Source organism: Chitinophagales bacterium, from assembly GCA_013816805.1.
Taxonomy (GTDB): domain Bacteria; phylum Bacteroidota; class Bacteroidia; order Chitinophagales; family UBA10324; genus MGR-bin340.
On record JACDDS010000007.1, the window covers coordinates 1 to 18,086 of the forward strand.

The 18,086-nt window shown below is 39.1% G+C and carries 11 protein-coding genes; 5 read left to right on the forward strand and 6 right to left on the reverse strand.

The genetic code is table 11. The features are described 5' to 3' along the window. Window positions 1–217 precede the first annotated feature (217 nt). The 3 genes from H0W62_07235 to H0W62_07245 are packed head-to-tail and all read right to left on the reverse strand — an operon-like array spanning window position 218 to window position 8,769. A complete protein-coding gene (locus H0W62_07235) occupies window positions 218–1,750 on the reverse strand; it encodes a T9SS type A sorting domain-containing protein (GenBank protein ID MBA3648328.1) in 1,533 nt (510 codons plus the stop codon). Then, window positions 1,750–8,361, reverse strand: a complete 6,612-nt coding sequence (locus H0W62_07240; protein ID MBA3648329.1) for a hypothetical protein — start codon at window positions 8,359–8,361, stop codon at window positions 1,750–1,752. The genes H0W62_07235 and H0W62_07240 overlap by 1 nt, the downstream gene beginning before the upstream one ends. A 60-nt stretch (window positions 8,362–8,421) precedes the next feature. Further along, window positions 8,422–8,769 (reverse strand): hypothetical protein, encoded by a 348-nt coding sequence (locus H0W62_07245; protein MBA3648330.1) that lies wholly within the window; start codon window positions 8,767–8,769, stop codon window positions 8,422–8,424. 296 nt (window positions 8,770–9,065) lie between these two features. Between H0W62_07245 and H0W62_07250 the strand changes: the two genes are divergently transcribed. From H0W62_07250 to H0W62_07265, 4 genes are all read left to right on the forward strand, one after another. Further along, on the forward strand, window positions 9,066–10,244 hold the full coding sequence (locus H0W62_07250) for a thioredoxin family protein (protein MBA3648331.1): 1,179 nt from the start codon (window positions 9,066–9,068) through the stop codon (window positions 10,242–10,244). A 47-nt stretch (window positions 10,245–10,291) separates the two neighbouring features. Then, entirely contained in the window at window positions 10,292–10,972 is a 681-nt protein-coding gene (gene rpiA, locus H0W62_07255) for a ribose-5-phosphate isomerase RpiA (GenBank protein MBA3648332.1), read from the forward strand. Between the two features lie 69 nt (window positions 10,973–11,041). Next, entirely contained in the window at window positions 11,042–11,647 is a 606-nt protein-coding gene (locus H0W62_07260; protein MBA3648333.1) for a calcium-binding EGF-like domain-containing protein, read from the forward strand. A gap of 293 nt (window positions 11,648–11,940) precedes the next feature. Then, window positions 11,941–12,345, forward strand: coding sequence for a response regulator (locus H0W62_07265; GenBank protein MBA3648334.1), 405 nt, complete (start codon window positions 11,941–11,943; stop codon window positions 12,343–12,345). 150 nt (window positions 12,346–12,495) lie between these two features. Here the strand turns inward: H0W62_07265 and H0W62_07270 are convergent, their stop codons facing one another. After that, window positions 12,496–13,743, reverse strand: a complete 1,248-nt coding sequence (locus H0W62_07270; GenBank protein MBA3648335.1) for a metallophosphoesterase — start codon at window positions 13,741–13,743, stop codon at window positions 12,496–12,498. A gap of 68 nt (window positions 13,744–13,811) precedes the next feature. Here H0W62_07270 and H0W62_07275 point away from each other — a divergent pair, with 68 nt between their 5' ends. Further along, on the forward strand, window positions 13,812–15,482 hold the full coding sequence (locus H0W62_07275) for a M1 family metallopeptidase (protein MBA3648336.1): 1,671 nt from the start codon (window positions 13,812–13,814) through the stop codon (window positions 15,480–15,482). Window positions 15,483–15,533: 51 nt separating this feature from the next. Here H0W62_07275 and H0W62_07280 read toward each other — a convergent pair whose 3' ends face one another. Next, a complete protein-coding gene (locus tag H0W62_07280; protein ID MBA3648337.1) occupies window positions 15,534–17,015 on the reverse strand; it encodes a hypothetical protein in 1,482 nt (493 codons plus the stop codon). A gap of 37 nt (window positions 17,016–17,052) precedes the next feature. Further along, window positions 17,053–18,072: an aminotransferase class V-fold PLP-dependent enzyme gene (locus tag H0W62_07285; GenBank protein MBA3648338.1), complete on the reverse strand. Its 1,020-nt coding sequence runs from the start codon at window positions 18,070–18,072 to the stop codon at window positions 17,053–17,055. Between the last annotated feature and the right edge of the window lie 14 nt (window positions 18,073–18,086).

Here is an 18,086-nt window from a genome sequence, read left to right on the forward strand (position 1 = left end):
ATCAAAAAAAGAAGCTGTATAAAACAATTACAACGATGATGATAGAATAAAAAAGAAAAAATGACACTCGAAGACAATAAAAATCTATTCCCATCCCTAAGGCAAAATCATTTTCAGGAACACCCTATAAAAAGTCTTAAAAACAAATCTAAAGGTCCCGCGCTTAACTCAATGCTTTACCGCGGAGACACGGCGGAGGGTAAAAGATCTTAACTCCTCATTCCTTCAATATCTTTTCCGTGATTTCTCCCCGATCCGTTTCGGCTTTAAGCAAGTAAACTCCTGCTGGTTGATCCATAAGATTGATAAAAGCATGAACAAAACCATTAACCGGCTGCAGGGTGGTACCATAGATTAAATTACCTACGGTATTATAAATGCTGATAAGCACTTCATGGTTAACTCCTGTTATGCTGAGTTGCGCTTTCTTATAGCAGGGATTGGGATAAATGCTTTGGGTAAAAGCAACATCATTTATTGGCGGTAGTGCCGTAAAGGTTGTATCGCAGGCGCTGCCTTCGAGAGCGCCAAGGTGATAGTTGGGCATATTTGGGAATCCACTAGCCCAAGCGTTATAGTAAAGGGTATTCGGAATAACAAATTGATTTTGTACAAAATTGCATTTCTTTCCTGCTGAATCAGGTGAATTAATAACATGCAGTGAATGATTACCATCATAGCTACAGATATAAATTGTACCATCAGGTGCAAGTGCATGATTGTAAAAATTAACCGGTAATGGATTTAGAAAACCATTGTACTTATCAATAAGTATTCTGCTCGTTTCAATATCCGCTGACTGCAGATCAAACTGAAATAAATAATTCCAATGATTGGCGCTAATGTATGCAAATCGTCCTGATGGCGAGAACGATTGTCCTTCGAGTTGATAAAGAGTATCACTTACTTTAATTTGCTTTCTATTGCTTAATTCTCCGCTGCATCGGTCAAAATCATACAGCTCAAATACGGTCGAATCTCCATTGTTTTTAATAAAATGGGTTCCCTGCTGGTTAAATTTCATATTTCCAAAAACACCTCCCCCACCAGCATTTATACCGTTATAAGACATACCTATATCCTGACTGTATGGACCATGAATTCCATCTTTATCGATTAGAAACCTATAATATCTGCTTGTTCCATATTCATGACAAATTAGCCACCAGTCCCGTCCATTACCATGCTTAACTCCTTCCACTCCATTGTTGATAAGGGTATCTTCTAAAATGACAATTTCCTTTTGATTTTCTATAACTACCCCATTGCCATTATTTCCGGATATATCTACTACATCGCTAAATAAATGTGTGCTGATTAATAAGTTTCCATATGGTGGCACATTGATATAGTTAAGATCAGTATGAATGATATAGTATTTATTTGGATCATTTGGAAATGGTATTATCATAGTCCCATCGGGTATTGCCAATGCATCATAGCCATAACTTAAATAATCGCCAATATTCAAGCTATCGCCATTTTCCATGATTTGAAGATCTCTATTGAATATACCAAAGCCATTGGTGTAAAACATCAACTGACCGTTCGTATCACAAAGGCTTGAATTCGTAACGTCAATATAATTATTACCAGTATGAAAAGTTATTGCCTGAGGTGGTTCATAATTGAAATCTATTCCCGAACCAAAGCCGTCTATCCATTGATTGTATTCGTTTTGAGCAAAACAGGCAAATTTCCAGAATATCACCAATACAAGTACAATTGAAATTTTAGAATATAATTTCATTAATGAATTATTAAAATTTTTGCTGTCTTTAATGGGTTATTTGAAGAAATATTAATTGCTAAACAGCCAGAAGCAATGGATTGTGTATTCACTCTAAGAGATCGCTGACCTGCTGGAATCGTTGTCTTCAAAACTATCGTTCCTAATAAATCGTAGCCTAAAAGAACGATTTCAGAATCGTAAGGCTGCAAAAGTTCTATTATAAACGACTTATCTGCAGGATTTGGATAGATTTTAAAAGTTTGAGATCCAAAATTTTCATCAAATGGTTCTTCTTCTCGACAAGACATTGAACATTCACTTGTTGCAGTAGAATTAGCTTCTCTTCCTTTTATCTGATATTGATCGACTGTACCTCCCGTATAGTAATTGTAACTATTTATATATATAGAATTATCGCAGGGACTTCCACTATGAGGATAATAAATCCTGGTCAATCCTCCATTAGAACTACTGGAATAGGTTTGCCACGCATTTGTACCATCGTAAAAAGATGCGGGCTCCCAGCTATTACTTGAAAATTTTTGACTGCTGCCAATATTTCCTGCATTAGCCAAATTGCTTAATGCAAATCCATAGTGGTTTTTAAAGAATCTATTACAAAAAATTGGAGCATCTCCATCGATTTCTGAACCACTTAATGTTAGGCCTTTATTAACGCCGTCCATCTCGTTCTGTTCCACATCAAAATCTGTTGCGTTTTCAAGATAAAGGCCCGTAGTACCTGAAGTATAGTTAGTTACAGAGCTTCCATAACCAATAGTATTGTTATTGACTTTGGAACCATCGCCTCCTATAATTTTAATTCCATAAGTGCTTACCGGGTTACTGCTGCTCATGTTAATGACAGTGCCGTAGCTTTGGACATTACTGTTAATAGCTTCTATGCCAATGCTTGCCGAATTTATAGTATTGGCTAAACTCAGATTTGAAGGATCGCCAAAAATAAAAGTAGAAATGCCTTCAAGATATATTGCACTTCCGGCATTGCTGCTTCCGCTAAAAGTATTGGAAGTGACCGAGGCATCAAAGCCGAACCGGTAATCTTCAAGATGTAACTGCTGATTGTTGTTTTGAAAGGTTGCAGAATTGATAACCATTCTGGAATCTTTTGTTGAAAAGATGGCTGTGGTGGCATCCTTGATAATGGGGCTTGAGGAGCTGCCACTTTTATTTATAATAAGACCATCATCGTTCCGTAGATTCCCTTCTATATCAATACCGTCCCACATGCCGCTGCAGGCCCCCTTCAACTGAGTACCGTTGGAGACCGTTAGCTGGCAGTTCGGCTCTATAATAATCTTTGCGCCGGGACCAAAAGAAATATTGGAGCAGTTATCCAGTGTAAGATTTAGATTAATTAAGAAAAGCCCGTTTATAGTTATGGTGTTGCTGTAATTTTTAATTTCTGCCACATCATCCAGGGATATACCATTAGTGGTAAAGTAAGTATAAGTGCCGTTTAAAAATTCGACTAGATCGTATGCTGTTAAATAGTTACTTCCGCTTTGACCCGTTTGAAGATAATCATTGGAAAATGGATAATAAGCATTACTACCAGTGCAACAATCCAGCACATGAACGGTAACCTGGTCAGTAGTTGCGGTGCAACCGGGAGGAGTGGCAGTTAAGCTATATGTATAGTCCCCTGAACTGCTGGTAGGAGGTGTAAATTTAGGGTTCGCAGTGGTAGTGGAATTCAGATAAGGAGAATGTGCTCCGGACCAAACCAGGGTTTGAGAAGGATATGAGATTGTGCCACCTAACTGCGGATGATTATCATCCTGATTTCTTAAACATACATATACATCAGGTCCTGCATCTGCCTTAGGGTATACGGAAGCCGTAACCGTTTGTTCATTACAGTAACATTTGCCATCGGTGCCGTTTACGACGTACGTAGTGGTGGTTTGGGGATGTACCTCTACCGATGTGCCTTCACTGGTATGCACAAGCGGATTGCTTGATGGAACATACATATCCACCGAAGGGTACCAATTAAATTTAGAGCCTGACGCCGCCCCGGATTCGGATAAGGTTACTGCATTACCAGGACAGATGGTAGAAGGAGAATTAACAGTATAAGCAGGCGCCATGCCTACCTGAATCTGAAGATCAATGGAAAGGCCTGATGCAAAGGCCGAGCCTGTAGCACCAACACTGTAAGTAGTGGTAGCACCAGGCTTTAGAATGGCCGTTGCTGTCGGTTTGTTATAGGTGATGGAAGCGGGAGCAGGATTGATGAAGTACTCGGTTCCCCCACTAAGGTAGAGGGTAACGCTATCCCCAGGGCATACGGAAGTGTTGGAAACTTGTATATTCGGCGTAAGCTGATAAGTAAATGGTAAGTTATCGAGCGAGTTTTTGATTAAGGTTATGCTATAAGCAGGTAAGATAATAAATGACGAAGGAGAGGCTCCCAGAGATGCCGTGGTCTCCTTTATTTCTCCTGAATGACCGGTAATAAACCCAAGGGGATTTAACGAAGTGGTATAACCGGGATCCTGCGTAGCTTGAACATACTGCCCGCCGCAAGGATATAATCCACTAGTATAAATAAAGGTGCTGGCCCCGGTGAGGTTTAAAATTACCGCTATATTACTGTCGGTAATAGAATACTCTTGGTTTTCATCCGCCGTACTGCTAAACATCCAACCATAAACGCCGGGATAATAATTACCATCTTTATCTTTATTCTGCGTGGCGCCGGGAACAGTTATTTCTCTTGCTGTACGTGCATTTTTTGCCGCTAAGCCAATGTACCTTATGCCTGCACCGCTTGCCGCAAGGGCATATTTAACAGTTGCAGGACCAGAGGAGCCAAAACCATTGTCATCCTCAAACAATCCGCCTTTTGTTGCATCGGCTATCATGGTATGGAAAGTAACATGAGTGATTTGTGTATCGTTAAGAAACCGTAATGCCATTGCAGCAACAAAAAGGCTGTGTGCCCAGCGCCCGGCAAGGTTATATGTTCCATCATCTAAATTAAATTCTGTAATCCAGCCTTCTTTATTATAATCAGTAAGCAATTTAAATTGTTCCTGCAGGTCGTTAACGGGGTCATAAGCTTCCAGATCCTGGAAAGCAACGAATGGTTCGCTAAAAACTATAGGAAGTACTGTGTTCCATAAAGTTACTAAATCATAGTCGTCCAAGTTTTCTGATGAGATTCCAGGAATTGATTTATCGAGCCCTGTAGGAGGGTATACGTGAAAGGTAAGGGCGTCAATATTGTCCATATATCCGTTTACAAAAAGATGATTATTCCATTCGTTTCTTCGTTCGGAGGGTGGAGATAGTTTTGTGGTAGCAGCAACCGCAGCGGTTTTAATACCGGGAAAATACTTTTTTATCAATGTGCTCCATCCGTGGGCCGATTTTGCATAATTATCGGTTCCGGTTTCGAAACGTATATTGGTTTCCATTCCATCGAGATAAAATTCATTTCCTAGCTCAGCATATCTTACTGCCAATCCAAGGCAATGTGCCTTGAATAATTCTCCAACCTGTGTACCGCTATCTGAGGTCACGAGGTTAAGAGCAAAAATGGGAATGGCAGCAGTTCCATCGGTCAGGAACCGTAAATCCTGTAAGGTATTTGGCAACGGCGAAGCTGAATTATTATCCCAGGGTAAACCATCCTGGGCGAAATCGGGGAGCGGAAAAGGATCGTAAAAGGTTCGTGCATCACCGCTTGAGGAAGCTGTGGTAAAAGTGTAAGGATTATAACTGGTATTATAAAGCGGATTGTTGTAACCACGGAACCAGCCGGTTCTCCAGTTCCACCAATTTGAAATACTTCCTCCCGGATACCGTACTAAATCCGGGTGCATAGCAGGAGCCTTCGTTGGAGGTCCTGCGTCAACTCCTTTACCTGTACCTAATCCAATATCACCCTTTGTTATATTTTCTCCGTTATTTCCTAGGTAGTCTTCACATTTTCGCGACTGAGGAGCAAGATTTGGATTTAAGATGGCAATGAAATAAAATCCACATGCACTAATTGCAATATATCCCACTGTAGCCAAAGTAAAATTCCCGTTAAATGAAGAAATGTTTGCATTTCCACCTGAAAGAAATATCCCATTTAAAGCAGAAGTGCCAGATGTGGTGATATCATCGCGAACCCTAAAATAAACCTGGTTAAAATTTATCCCTATTAATTTAATGGTTCCGGAAGTTACCGATAACGATCCATTTATATCAAAAATAAAATACGAATTTATATCACCTTGTAACTTCAAAGTATCAGTCAAGGTAGCATTTCCGGTAATCCTATAAATGCCAGAGGAATAAGTTTGACTGTTTAAGATAGCTGATATGGATGTCGCGGAAAGCTGTGAAATTTTAGTTCTTGCAGTATCGGCATGACGCAAAGCCAAATTTACGATAGATGTATTAATTAAGATTGAATCGCTGGCATAAACACTATCCACAGATGAACCTGAACCTACAGCACCTTCTACATTAATAATACAATTGGAACTACTAATATTTCCTTGCGCAAGCAAAGGGAATCTCTTGACAGATTTAATATCGAAACCAGTTACCGTTACTTTAACCGTATCGAATCCTATGGAACCATCTGCATCAGTGACACGTAAGTAATATTGAATGGTGGAAAACGGTATGGCATGCGGATTTGATACACTTGCATTATCCAGCGCATAAGAGGTAACCCATTGATATGTAAATGGAGATATGCCCCCGGTAGCGGCTGGAGTGCCGCCAAGAGTAACCGAGGAACCTAAGGAAATAGTTGCGTCGTTTCCAGCGTGTGCATAGACCGCGGATGATCGTTTGCCAATCGTAAAATAGCTCAATGCATTTACTGAATTGTTTGATTGCATGCTGCCGCTCGATATTGTACCTGTTACCACCACAGGTCCGGTATTATTCCATTTTCCTCCATCCCATTTTGCAATCCTTAATGAGGGTGTAGTTACAATATCACAAGTACTATTATCCCAGTACAGAGTTACCTTAATTAAGCTAGTGCCTAACGTCCTTTTCAACATCCAATACTCACATTTACTAATATAGGTTAATGAATCTTTTTTAATACTTACATTTTGTTCCGTATTAAAGTATTCAGCTCTAAAAGCATCGGTGGTCAATGACGGTGCAGTAATCGCAATTGGTTTGTAGAGACTTCCCTTCCCCACAGGAAATGTAAACGAAGTATTCCCAATCTTTATGACCGGTCCTTTGACAAAGCTACTATTAGAAACACTAGTGGCTGTTGCTCCACTCCTTAGCGTTAAAACATTGGTTGTGTCCGTAATAATATAACCATTGACTAAATCCAAATTATTAGAAACTGAAACTGCCTTCTGCAACGTTATCTGTCCCCCATTTTTATCCACCACCATCTTATACAACTGTGGTGATACTGCACCATAGATAGCCTGAGCATTTGTACCGGTGAATTTGAAAGTCGTATTCCCTATGGAAGTTAATGACGTATTGTTCCATTTAATATCCTTCAATATTTTAAGAGTTCCGCCATTGATGATACAGTCAGCGCTTTGCGAGGTAACGAATGTATCAGCTACTTGTACGGTACCGGAAATAGTGTGTATTCCTCCTAAGCCAAACATTTCCAGGTCGTAGAACTTCATGGTACCGGATGAACTATTCTTCAAGGTGTTATTGTAGTAGCACATCACCCGTGAGGTTCCTTCATTGACTGTTCCTGCGATATACTCCCACATGGTGCTTCCACCCATACCTATTCTCCCCATTAAGGTTACCGTTCCTCCTGTTTTATTAAATTGAATATTTGGAAGCTTCCCCGAGATGCTACTTCCCTGGTTATCATTAATAGTTTGGGTACCCGTGCCATTGACAATGATAGTGACTGTTCCACCTCCCACGGATGCTGTGTTGGAACTTAAAATATTACCCGGTACTTCAATGGTTGAGCTGGTGGTGGTGTTCAAAAAGAGTTGATTGCTTCCAGAAAGTGTCAGCTTATGATCCACCTCAAGGGTAATGTTCTTAATAGTAAACTGTGTTGTTTGTGATGGAGCAGTAAATTCAGCATCATAGAAGATGTAGCGACTAGTGTTGGCTGATGAATTGATAACGGTAGTAGTGTTTGAGGCTTTTTTGAAAACAACTTTACCACTGTTGTGGGTGAAGCTTCCGGTTTTAAGCGTTACATCACCTGCTAGGGTCATGGTACCGGACGTACTGGCGAAAGCGGTTCCGTCAATAGTAAATGAGCTATTGCAGTTGATGGTAGCACTGCCACCACTGAAGGTGCCCCCTTTCAGGCTACCGATATCAAAGGTGAGGGTCTTGCCTGTATTAAGAGAAACGGTGCCGGTGTAGGCTGAGGTCATGGTTATTTTCCCAACGGTTATATTAGTATCCATCACCGCATTGGTTGTAGCACAACTTCCATTGAAAAGTATGGTATCTACAGAAGTCGGAAACACCGTTGCTACTGCACCGGTGCAGCTGCCGATACAGTAATTGCTCTTTATCTTCATGCTGGTAGAACTACCTTGTGGTTTCCAGTAGAAGTTTTGCTGTGAGTAACTATTTGATGAAATGGAAAAGAGTAGAGAAAAAAGAAGTGAGGACAGTAATAGTTTTTTCATGGAGGGAGTTGAGCTTATGGAAAAAAGGAGAGAAACAAAAGAATGAGAGTATAACCGTGACTAGTTGGAATATGTCGCCTTATATTCCATCTCAGCTACAGTATTACCTTCCACGGTAACTAAAATATCCATGTAATAGTCACCATGAGAAAAAGAACCTATTGGTAGGATGAGCATGTTGTCTGCTTCGGTCAAATTGGTTCCTAAACTGAAAGTTTGATTGGATAGATCACTGCTGTCCGGAGCTGAGCCGATGAGTATTTGTACCGATTGTACTGGAAGGCTATCTGAAAGAAATACAGTGAGGTTGCCGGATGGCCAGTCGATGAAAGAATCGAGGATCTTGGTTTGGGCTCTTGAAAAAAGCACACTTAAAAAAAGCGCACAGAGTGTGGAGAAAAATTTCATAGTAAGGTTAATTAAAATGGAGTACTAAAAATATATAATTGATGTAACAAAACCAAATTTCAATAGCGGCTGCATGAATTTAAGATAGTGGTTTAATTTATCTTTATATAACAGGGCATACCATTCCTAATGCATACACTGCAGTGAATTTCAACGACTGATCAATAACTTCATGAATAAAAAACTTCATATCAAAATATAACATGCTGATTGACTTTCTCAACCCTAATCAAATTATTGCTTTAGAATTTTATTTTAGTTTTCTTTAATACCTTTAAATCTTAATCATAATACTCATGAAAAAATTATTTTTTCTTTTTCTGCTGTCAGGCTGTGCGGTACGACTGTTGGCTCAGGATGTTAATTTTTTAGATGGTACCTGGGACCAGGTGCTTGCTAAAGCCGCTGCTGAAAATAAATATATTATGGTGGATGCATATACCGCCTGGTGCGGACCCTGCAAGATGATGGATAAGGAAAAATACCATGGCAATGCCGAGGTTGCAACCTTCATTAATGCCAACTACGTTGCTTATAAATCTGACTGCGAGAATGGACATGGTGTTGACCTGGCCATGAAGTTTAAAGTGCGCGCATATCCTACCGTATTACTATTTAATCCACAGGGGCAATTGGTATCAAAATTTGTAGGATATAACCCGAAAGAAGATGAATTCTTAAAACCATTCCGCGAAGCGCTTGCTATAAAAACAGCAAAGGTTATGGCTTATGACTCCAGGGTTATCGATCCGGGGTTCCCTGATTTTTATAAAAAAGCATTTACCGCAAACGGGATTAAAGGAACCATGCCGGATAAGGATATGGTTGAAAAATACCTTGATGATCAAAGCGATAAATTTTCAGAAGTTAGCTGGGCCGTGTTATCTGTTTTTAATGCGCCCGGAAAGTATCAGCAATTCTTTCTGACTAATTATGAAAAATACCATCAGCTCTACGGTGCAGAAACAGAAGATATTATTCAAAACCTGGTCGGTAAAATGAGCCAGCAGGCTAATAAATCTCACGATGAAAAAGTCTTGAAAGATGCGCTCGCAATGGTAGACCAGTATATGGCGCCCGACCAAAAGGATGACTATAAGATGTATGTTAGCACCTCATTTTATGCAGGTGAAAATCACTGGAAAGAGTATGTAGAAGCGTTTGATGAATATTTTAATAAAAAGGGAATGGACCAGGAGACCCTTAACCAGGTAGCATGGACCATCTATGAAAAATGTGATGACCCAACCTGTGTAAAAAAGGCTTTGAGCTGGATGGATAAGATCAATCCCGATATAAAAGATTATTATATTATGGATACCTATGCCGCGCTGCTCTTTAAGGGTGGACGCTCAGATGAAGCTGAAAAATGGGCACAGAAGGCCATTGACCAGGGGAAAAGCGAAAACCAGGAAACGGCATCTACAGAAGAATTGCTTGGGAAAATAAAATCCGCTAAAGGCGGAAATAAATAAATATTCTACAGTAGATAATATTTTTTCGAATTGCCCATTCCGTAACTATGGATGCCAAACAATTAGCTGCAGAAAAAGCAGTAGATTATGTAAAGAGCGGAATGGTAGTAGGTCTCGGTACTGGCTCAACAGCGAAATATGCAATAATCAAAATTGGTTCCATGGTGAAGCAAGGGCTTCAAATTAAAGCCATTGCCACTTCACTGCAATCAGAGACCCTGGCAAAAAGTGAAGGGATTAATATTACTTCATTTGCTGAGGTTAAGAGCATTGATATTACTATTGATGGTGCGGATGAGGCGGACGCGGAATTTAATCTTATTAAAGGCGGAGGAGGGGCACTCCTGCATGAAAAAATCGTTGCAGCTGCAAGTAAATTTTATGTAATAGTAGTGGATGAAAAAAAGCTGGTAACGCAGCTTGGAAAATTTCCTTTGCCCGTAGAAGTGATTCCTTTCGGGTGGGAAGTGACAAAACAAAAACTGTTGCAACTCGATTGCACCACTAAGCTAAGGTATGCCGGTAAAATACCTTTTGTCACGGACAGCGGTCATTATATTATCGATTGTCATTTCTCACGAATAAACGATCCTGAAACCCTTCATACAAAAATTAATAATATCCCCGGTGTTGTTGAGAATGGTTTGTTTCTTCAGATGGCCGATGAAATAATTGTGGGTTATACGGATGGCAATTTAAAAACAATGAAACGTAATGATATTGAATGATGGATAGTCAAGAGAATTAAAAAATTAAAGTTGAGGGAAGTATCAAACGCTGTGGCTTATAATTACATAATGAATTTTCCAATACATCAAAACCTGCCACGGATAGGTGTGATAGTAATGATTTTGGTTGTCTTTGCATGCTCTGACAAGGACAACACTTTAACAACAGATGCCTGCTATGGAACGTCCTGCCTGAACGGTGGTACCTGTCTAAACGGTTCCTGTAATTGTCCCCAGGGGTACGCTGGCTTTCATTGTGAAACCAAATTGACTCCGGTTTCCTTAACCATAACCGGAATAGAAGTAAGCCTGTTTCCCCTCACTGATTTTAGCGATAATATGTGGGATGCATCGGACCGTTCTAATCCTGATCCTTATATATTGTTAAACCCCGGACCAGCTACGGTATTTTCTTATTACAAAAGTGAAGTAGTAAATAATGCAATAGCTCCTCTAAGCTATTCAAATGATCTTCCTTATACGCTTTCCAATATTGATCAGGGCTGGAGTATTTCAGTCGTGGATGACGATCAAAGTGAAGGTTATCAGGATCAGATTATGGGAGGTTTTTATTTTACTCCAATATCTTATGATACAGATTTTCCTCAGACGATTGAATTAATTTCTTCCGTTCAATCTTTGTCAATTACATTAGCCGTAATATGGAATTTTTGAAATTTAATCAATCTCAAAATGCTGTTCCAATCAATTCATCTGCATAAATAGAATCGTTATAAGTAAAACAATTTTATGCCCGCGGATGTTTCACATGAACCATAGGATTCACTCACTATTGTAAGGACAAATGTTAAATTAAAAATACAATGGGCCGAACTATTAAGAAACCGTTAAACATTCCATTACACTTTTCGCTATAAAAATGTGTGTGTGCTAAAGGTTGTTCCTTCAAGTACTCATTAAAATTTTACATTAATAATATTTACCGGTCGCGAAATTTTAATATTATAATGGCTGATGACGATCTGGATGATGCTGCGTTTGTGATGGAAGCTCTTGATGTTGTGGATCCTCATATTGGACTAAAGCATGTTCCAGATGGACAGTATCTGATAGATATGCTGCATGGTTTGGGAAATTTACATACGGAAAGACACGCGCCCCTAATCTTATTGGATCTAAATATGCCACGCAAAGGAGGATTGGAAACATTAAGAGAAATCAGAAGTAATCCTTTCTTAAACATACTTCCGGTTTTAATTCTTTCCACGTCTGCAAGTCAAAGAGACATACAAGAAGCATATATAAACGGGGCAAACTGCTATGTTATTAAGCCCTTTACCTTTAATGACTGGATTTACCTGATGAAAGGATTAACGCGTTTTTGGTTAAGAAAAGTAATTGGAACGTTATAGTAAATGGAGCTTTAGAGCACCGCTTCTATTAACCTTAAAAACTCAATCACATTATTAATTACAGGAAAATTGGAATAGAAGTAATAAGGCTTCGGCCATTATACCCGTGTAGATATTAGTAAAAAAGCTAACTTAGATTTTACAGTATTGTTATGTTTTTTTTAATTCTATTAAAGTAATTTCCGGTGAAATCCCCAGACGTCCAGGATACGCTAGAAATCCCAATCCGCGGTTGACATAAAGATATTGATTTAATTCCTGATATAACCCTGCCCAATGTGGGTAAAAATATTGTGAGGGACTCCAACGTATAAACCCGGGAATTTCGATACCCATTTGGAAGCCATGTGTATGACCGCTGAATGTAACGTCTACATCCTTATAGGCTTTTGAAACTTCTGCATCCCAGTGTGTCGGATCATGGCTCAATAGCAATTTTACCTTAGCTTTCTCTGAACCAGCATATGACTTAGCCATATCACCATATTTCTGAAATCTTGTTCCCCAGTTTTCCATACCAATGATTGCAATCTGTTCTTCAGGGTTTCCTATTAATACATTCTCATTTCGCAATAAATGCCATCCTAGCTTTTTATGAGCATTGACAAGCTGATGAAGATTTTCGCGTTTGGCTTCTTCGGTAGGCCATGAGCTATAATCGCCATAGTCATGATTTCCCAGAATGGAATAAATACCTAATCTGGCTTTAATATTTTTAAAAATGGAAATGAAAGGCAAAATCTCGTCTGAAGAATTATTAACCAGGTCCCCTGTGAAGAATACCAAATCCGGCTGTTGTTTATTAACCAGTTTTACAGCGTGTGCCAGAGGTGAAGTCACGGTAAAACTTCCGCTGTGAATATCACTGATCTGAGCAATCCTTAATCCGTTATATTTTTCGGGAAGGTTGGGAAGCAACAGCGAAATCTTTTTCACCTGGTAGTTATAGCCACCCCGGAATACACCATAGATTAAGCCGCTTAAATATAATCCCGATACAACTAACCCCATCTGTGTAAGAAAATTAGAACGGGAAATATTTCGGGTGGCATTAATATTTTTAAATGGGATAATTTTAATTGCCATCCACTGTAACCCGCGCCGCAGGTCATCAATGAGTAAAAAAGGTATCAGAAGTATTTTAGGCAGATAAAAAATGATTAGTGCACCAAGCCATATAACACGTAAAGTTTGCGGCAAATTGAAAAGGCTATAAAAAAGACTAAAGAAAAATATGCTTCCGACGGTAAAAGCCGTAATGGCAAAATATGTAATAGTGACAAAGCGTTTCAGTCCGGCAGATGAAAAGGTAATTGCGTGCCGTATGGCCTGAAAGCTATAAATATCAATTATAAAAATTACTGAAGCGAAAATGAAAATGGGAATATAACGACTCATTCTTTCAGATAAAAAGCGTGGCAAATGTCAGTAATATTGACGGGAGAAAGACTATTGTATTGTAGACCATGAAATTTATCCTATTATTTTTCACTTTAGTTACTGTCTCATTCTACCCTGGTATCACTTATTCCCAGGTAAAAGCCGATTCCTTAAATCCATTTACTCATGCAGATTCTTTACGCGGAATGCTTACTCCTGCCCGTTCCTGTTACGATGTAACATTTTATGATTTAGTGATGGGTATAGATATAAAACGCCATTCCATTAAGGGAAATAACACTATATATTTCGATGTATTGGCCGATTTTGATTCTATGCAGATAGACCTGTTTCATAAAATAAAAATTGACAGTATCGTTTTCAACCATGAGAATCTGAAATACCGAAGAGATCAAAATGCCGTATTTATTAAATTTCCATCCATACAAAAAGTGTTGGAAAAAAAATTGCTGACAATATATTATTCGGGCGTTCCTCAAGTAGCAAAATCACCGCCGTGGGATGGTGGTTTTGTCTGGAAAAAAGATGCGAAAAACCAGGATTGGATAGGTGTGGCATGTGAAGGAACAGGATCTTCGCTATGGTGGCCATGTAAAGATCATTTAAGCGATGAGCCAGATAGCATGCAGATCACTTTTACCGTACCAACGGGCTTGAGCTGCATCTCCAATGGAAACCTTCGTGATACCACGCCTGAGGCAAACGGCACTACAAAATGGCAATGGTTTGTCAGCTATCCTATAAATAATTATAATGTTACAGTTAACATTGCCGGCTATTCTCATTTCAGTGACTATTACTTAAGTGGTTCAGACACTTTACAGCTGGATTACTATGTGCTTCCGGATAATGTAAATGCTGCTAAGGAGCACTTTCAACAAGTGAAATTGATGATGGCCTGTTATGAAAAATATTTTGGCCGGTATCCTTTCTGGCGTGATGGATATGCATTGGTGGAAACAAATTATTGGGGAATGGAACACCAGGGAGCAATTTCTTATGGGAATAATTATACAAATAATAAGCAAGGCTTTGACTATATAATCGTGCATGAATCAGCTCATGAGTGGTGGGGCAATAATGTATCTGTAAAGGATGCAGCAGATATGTGGATTCATGAATCGTTTGCCACATACGCCGAGGCATTATTTATCGAATGCAATGCAGGTTACAATGCTTCCATTGATTACCTTAAAACACAACGATGGAAAATCGTGGACAAGCAACCTAATATCGGGCCTTACAATGTTAATTATGATGCAAAGGATAAAGATTTATACAATAAAGGGGCCTGGATGCTTCACACTTTCAGAAGTGTTGTTAATAATGACTCTTTGTTTTTTAATATCCTTTATGAAATTCAACAGCATTTTAAATTACAGACCATTACTTCGGATCAGTTAATTGCTTTTATTAATGAGGTTTCAGGAAAAGATAATACCGCTTTTTTTGATCAGTACCTTCACTACGCGGCTCCTCCAGTATTGGAATATAAAACCAGGCAGAAAGGAAAAAAGCTTCGACTTACCTACCGTTGGAAAACAGATGTAGGATCGTTTAATATGCCTGTGGAAGTAACGAGTGCCTCTTCTTTTTATTTGGGTAAAATGGTAAGGCAATACATGCTAATTCATTCTACCAGTGACTGGCAAACGATAACCTTCCCAAAATTAAAAGCAGAAGATTTTGATGTGAACAGTGACAGGTATTATGTAAAAAAGGAAAAAGTTAAATGAATATTATTTAATGATTGTGGTTCTTCATTAAATGCTCTTTAGGAATGGAGGCTACTTTTTTATCCAGTAGGCATTAATTTTCCATTTGCCGACCTGAAAACTTCGGATAGAATCAGCGTACTCTGCTAATCTGATTCCCTGAGAAACATATGCATGGTTAGACTCTTCCTCATCAGGCTCAGAAAGAATTACATCAGGATGAATTGCGTTGAAAATATTTTTATCATTCATAAAATTACGCCATACGGGTTTTGTGATAGCATCGCTTTCCCAACCTAAAGAAGGAGCCCATGGTCCGATCATTATTGCACTATTTTTTTTAAAAGAGGTGGAAAAATAATTATTAATGTCGCGAATGGCATAAGTACGGCGATGGTAAAGTTGACCCAGTTCGTATAAATTTATTGTTGTGAAAAGTATTAGCAATGAACCGCCGATAAACCTTGAAAAAGAAAGAAAAAACTTCTTTTCGTTTTGCAAATGGAAGATCAATTCAGCAATAACTACACTTGATAAAAGACCCGCAACAAAATAATAGCTGACTAAATAACGGGATGGCAGATAGGTCATTGTTAGCTTATGCAACTCCAGCAGAAGCCATACCAGAAGGAGCGGAAACAGTATCTTAAACTGACTGTGAACTGATCTTTTCCAAAGAAAAAAACCAAAGATAACAGTGATAAAAGACAAGGCATTATACAACCTTCCCTGTGGATTCAGCAGTAAATTTTTGATATTGCTCAACATAATTTTAGGAATTCCTGCAATTGCAGCGTACTTGTCGGTTGCTTCATTTTGTAGCATATAATTGAAGGGCCTGTTAAAAGGCAGGTACCAGCACAGCATATAAAATGTGATAAATAGCAGCGTGAAAGATACCGTCAGGAAAATATTCCTGGAAACGTTTTCGGCAGTAAGTAATTTTTTTCTTTCCAGTATATATATAAGAGAAACACATGCTGGAGCTAACAATACAATATATAAAAACTGGATTTTAGTATAATAAGAAAATGCGCTGAACAAGACAGAACATAATAAATGAAATAACTTCTTTTGCTCAATCGTGAACAGCCTGAATAAAAAATAGACAGATAAAAAATTCCAGCATGTGCTCATCATTTCGCTTAGGCTGAAATGGCTGTACTGGAATACGAAATATTGTATCAATGTGGTAAAGCAAAATATTACCATTACAGTTCTGTAATAGTTGTTCCGGCAAGAAATAAACATTACTGTAAGGACTATAAGGAGAACCGTTAGCCTGGCTACAATAAGATGGGTTCCGGCAAATTTCAGCGGAATGTATAACAGGAGATTGAATAGTGGTGTCTTAATCAAATTGTCACATTCGGTCATGTCTAAATCACCATGATTAATATAGTTTCGCAGCTGGCTCGTATTCAGGCCTTCATCAGTAAAAGCATCGCGGCTTAGAGAAAGATTAATATCCGGATCAGCATTCAGAAAAAAAAAATGAATCAATAAAATTCCCACCAATAAAATAAAGGGTACCCATAGTGGAATTTTAGGCATTGGTAACTAGTTTAACAGAGAAGGAATTTAGCGGATTTTAAAGATTAACCCGGGATAAAATGCTAATTGCTTTTTCAACCATGGAATCATCTACATCAAGATGTGTAACCATACGTACCTGATTTTTTCCAATAGGAATACATAGAATTTCGCTTTCTTTTAATAGTGCCGTGAACTTCTCCGCAGAAAATTCATCTTTCAGCTTGAAAATAATAATGTTTGTTTCCACAGGAAGCATCCAGTCCGTATAATAAGCTGTTTCTAAAAAGGCACCAATTGCTTTGGCTTTGCGGTGATCGTCTTTTAACCGGCCAACATGATGGTCGAGAGCATAAATCCCGGCTGCTGCTAAAAGTCCGGCTTGTCGCATTCCCCCGCCGAATATTTTTCTGTATTTGCGGGTACCTTTAATAAATTCTTTATTGCTTAATAGTAGTGAACCCACAGGGCATCCCAATCCCTTTGAGAGGCATACAGAGATAGAATCAAATTGAGGGCCTAGTTCGGCCGGCGCTATATTTAATTCTGCCAAAGCATTAAAAATGCGCGCGCCATCCAGATGAATTTTAAGGCCGTTATCATGGGCTGTTTTACCCAGCGCGATCATTTCTGGCAGCGTATAATAACTGCCGCCTCCCCGATTTGCGGTATTCTCAATGCTTACCAGGCGTGTATTTGTGTGATGATCATTTATGGGATTGATATTGTCAAGGATATCCTGTGGTTTTATGCGGCCCCGGTCTCCATGTATCAGCCTTACTGAACAGCCGGAGTGAAAAGCGATGCCTCCCGCTTCGTAAAAATAAACATGGTTGGTCCGTTCAATGATCACTTCATCACCAGGCTGAGTATGATTCTTTACAGCAAGCTGATTGGTCATGGTTCCGGAAGGGCAATAGAGTGCAGCCTCCTTCCCGAACATCTTCGATGCTTTTTCCTCCAGTGCATTAATGGTGGGATCTTCCCCAAAAACATCATCTCCTACTTCTGCATTCACCATTGCTTCAAGCATTGCTTTAGTAGGCCGCGTTACTGTATCGCTTCTTAAATCAATCATTTTTTTTGTTGAAT

Coding starts and splice junctions, on each gene's coding strand:
- H0W62_07235 (MBA3648328.1), bottom strand. CDS start 1,750: ATGAAATTATATTCTAAAATTTCAATTGTACTTGTATTGGTGATATTC.
- H0W62_07240 (MBA3648329.1), bottom strand. CDS start 8,361: ATGAAAAAACTATTACTGTCCTCACTTCTTTTTTCTCTACTCTTTTCC.
- H0W62_07245 (MBA3648330.1), bottom strand. CDS start 8,769: ATGAAATTTTTCTCCACACTCTGTGCGCTTTTTTTAAGTGTGCTTTTT.
- H0W62_07250 (MBA3648331.1), top strand. CDS start 9,066: ATGAAAAAATTATTTTTTCTTTTTCTGCTGTCAGGCTGTGCGGTACGA.
- rpiA (MBA3648332.1), top strand. CDS start 10,292: ATGGATGCCAAACAATTAGCTGCAGAAAAAGCAGTAGATTATGTAAAG.
- H0W62_07260 (MBA3648333.1), top strand. CDS start 11,042: ATGAATTTTCCAATACATCAAAACCTGCCACGGATAGGTGTGATAGTA.
- H0W62_07265 (MBA3648334.1), top strand. CDS start 11,941: ATGGCTGATGACGATCTGGATGATGCTGCGTTTGTGATGGAAGCTCTT.
- H0W62_07270 (MBA3648335.1), bottom strand. CDS start 13,743: ATGAGTCGTTATATTCCCATTTTCATTTTCGCTTCAGTAATTTTTATA.
- H0W62_07275 (MBA3648336.1), top strand. CDS start 13,812: ATGAAATTTATCCTATTATTTTTCACTTTAGTTACTGTCTCATTCTAC.
- H0W62_07280 (MBA3648337.1), bottom strand. CDS start 17,015: ATGCCTAAAATTCCACTATGGGTACCCTTTATTTTATTGGTGGGAATT.
- H0W62_07285 (MBA3648338.1), bottom strand. CDS start 18,072: ATGATTGATTTAAGAAGCGATACAGTAACGCGGCCTACTAAAGCAATG.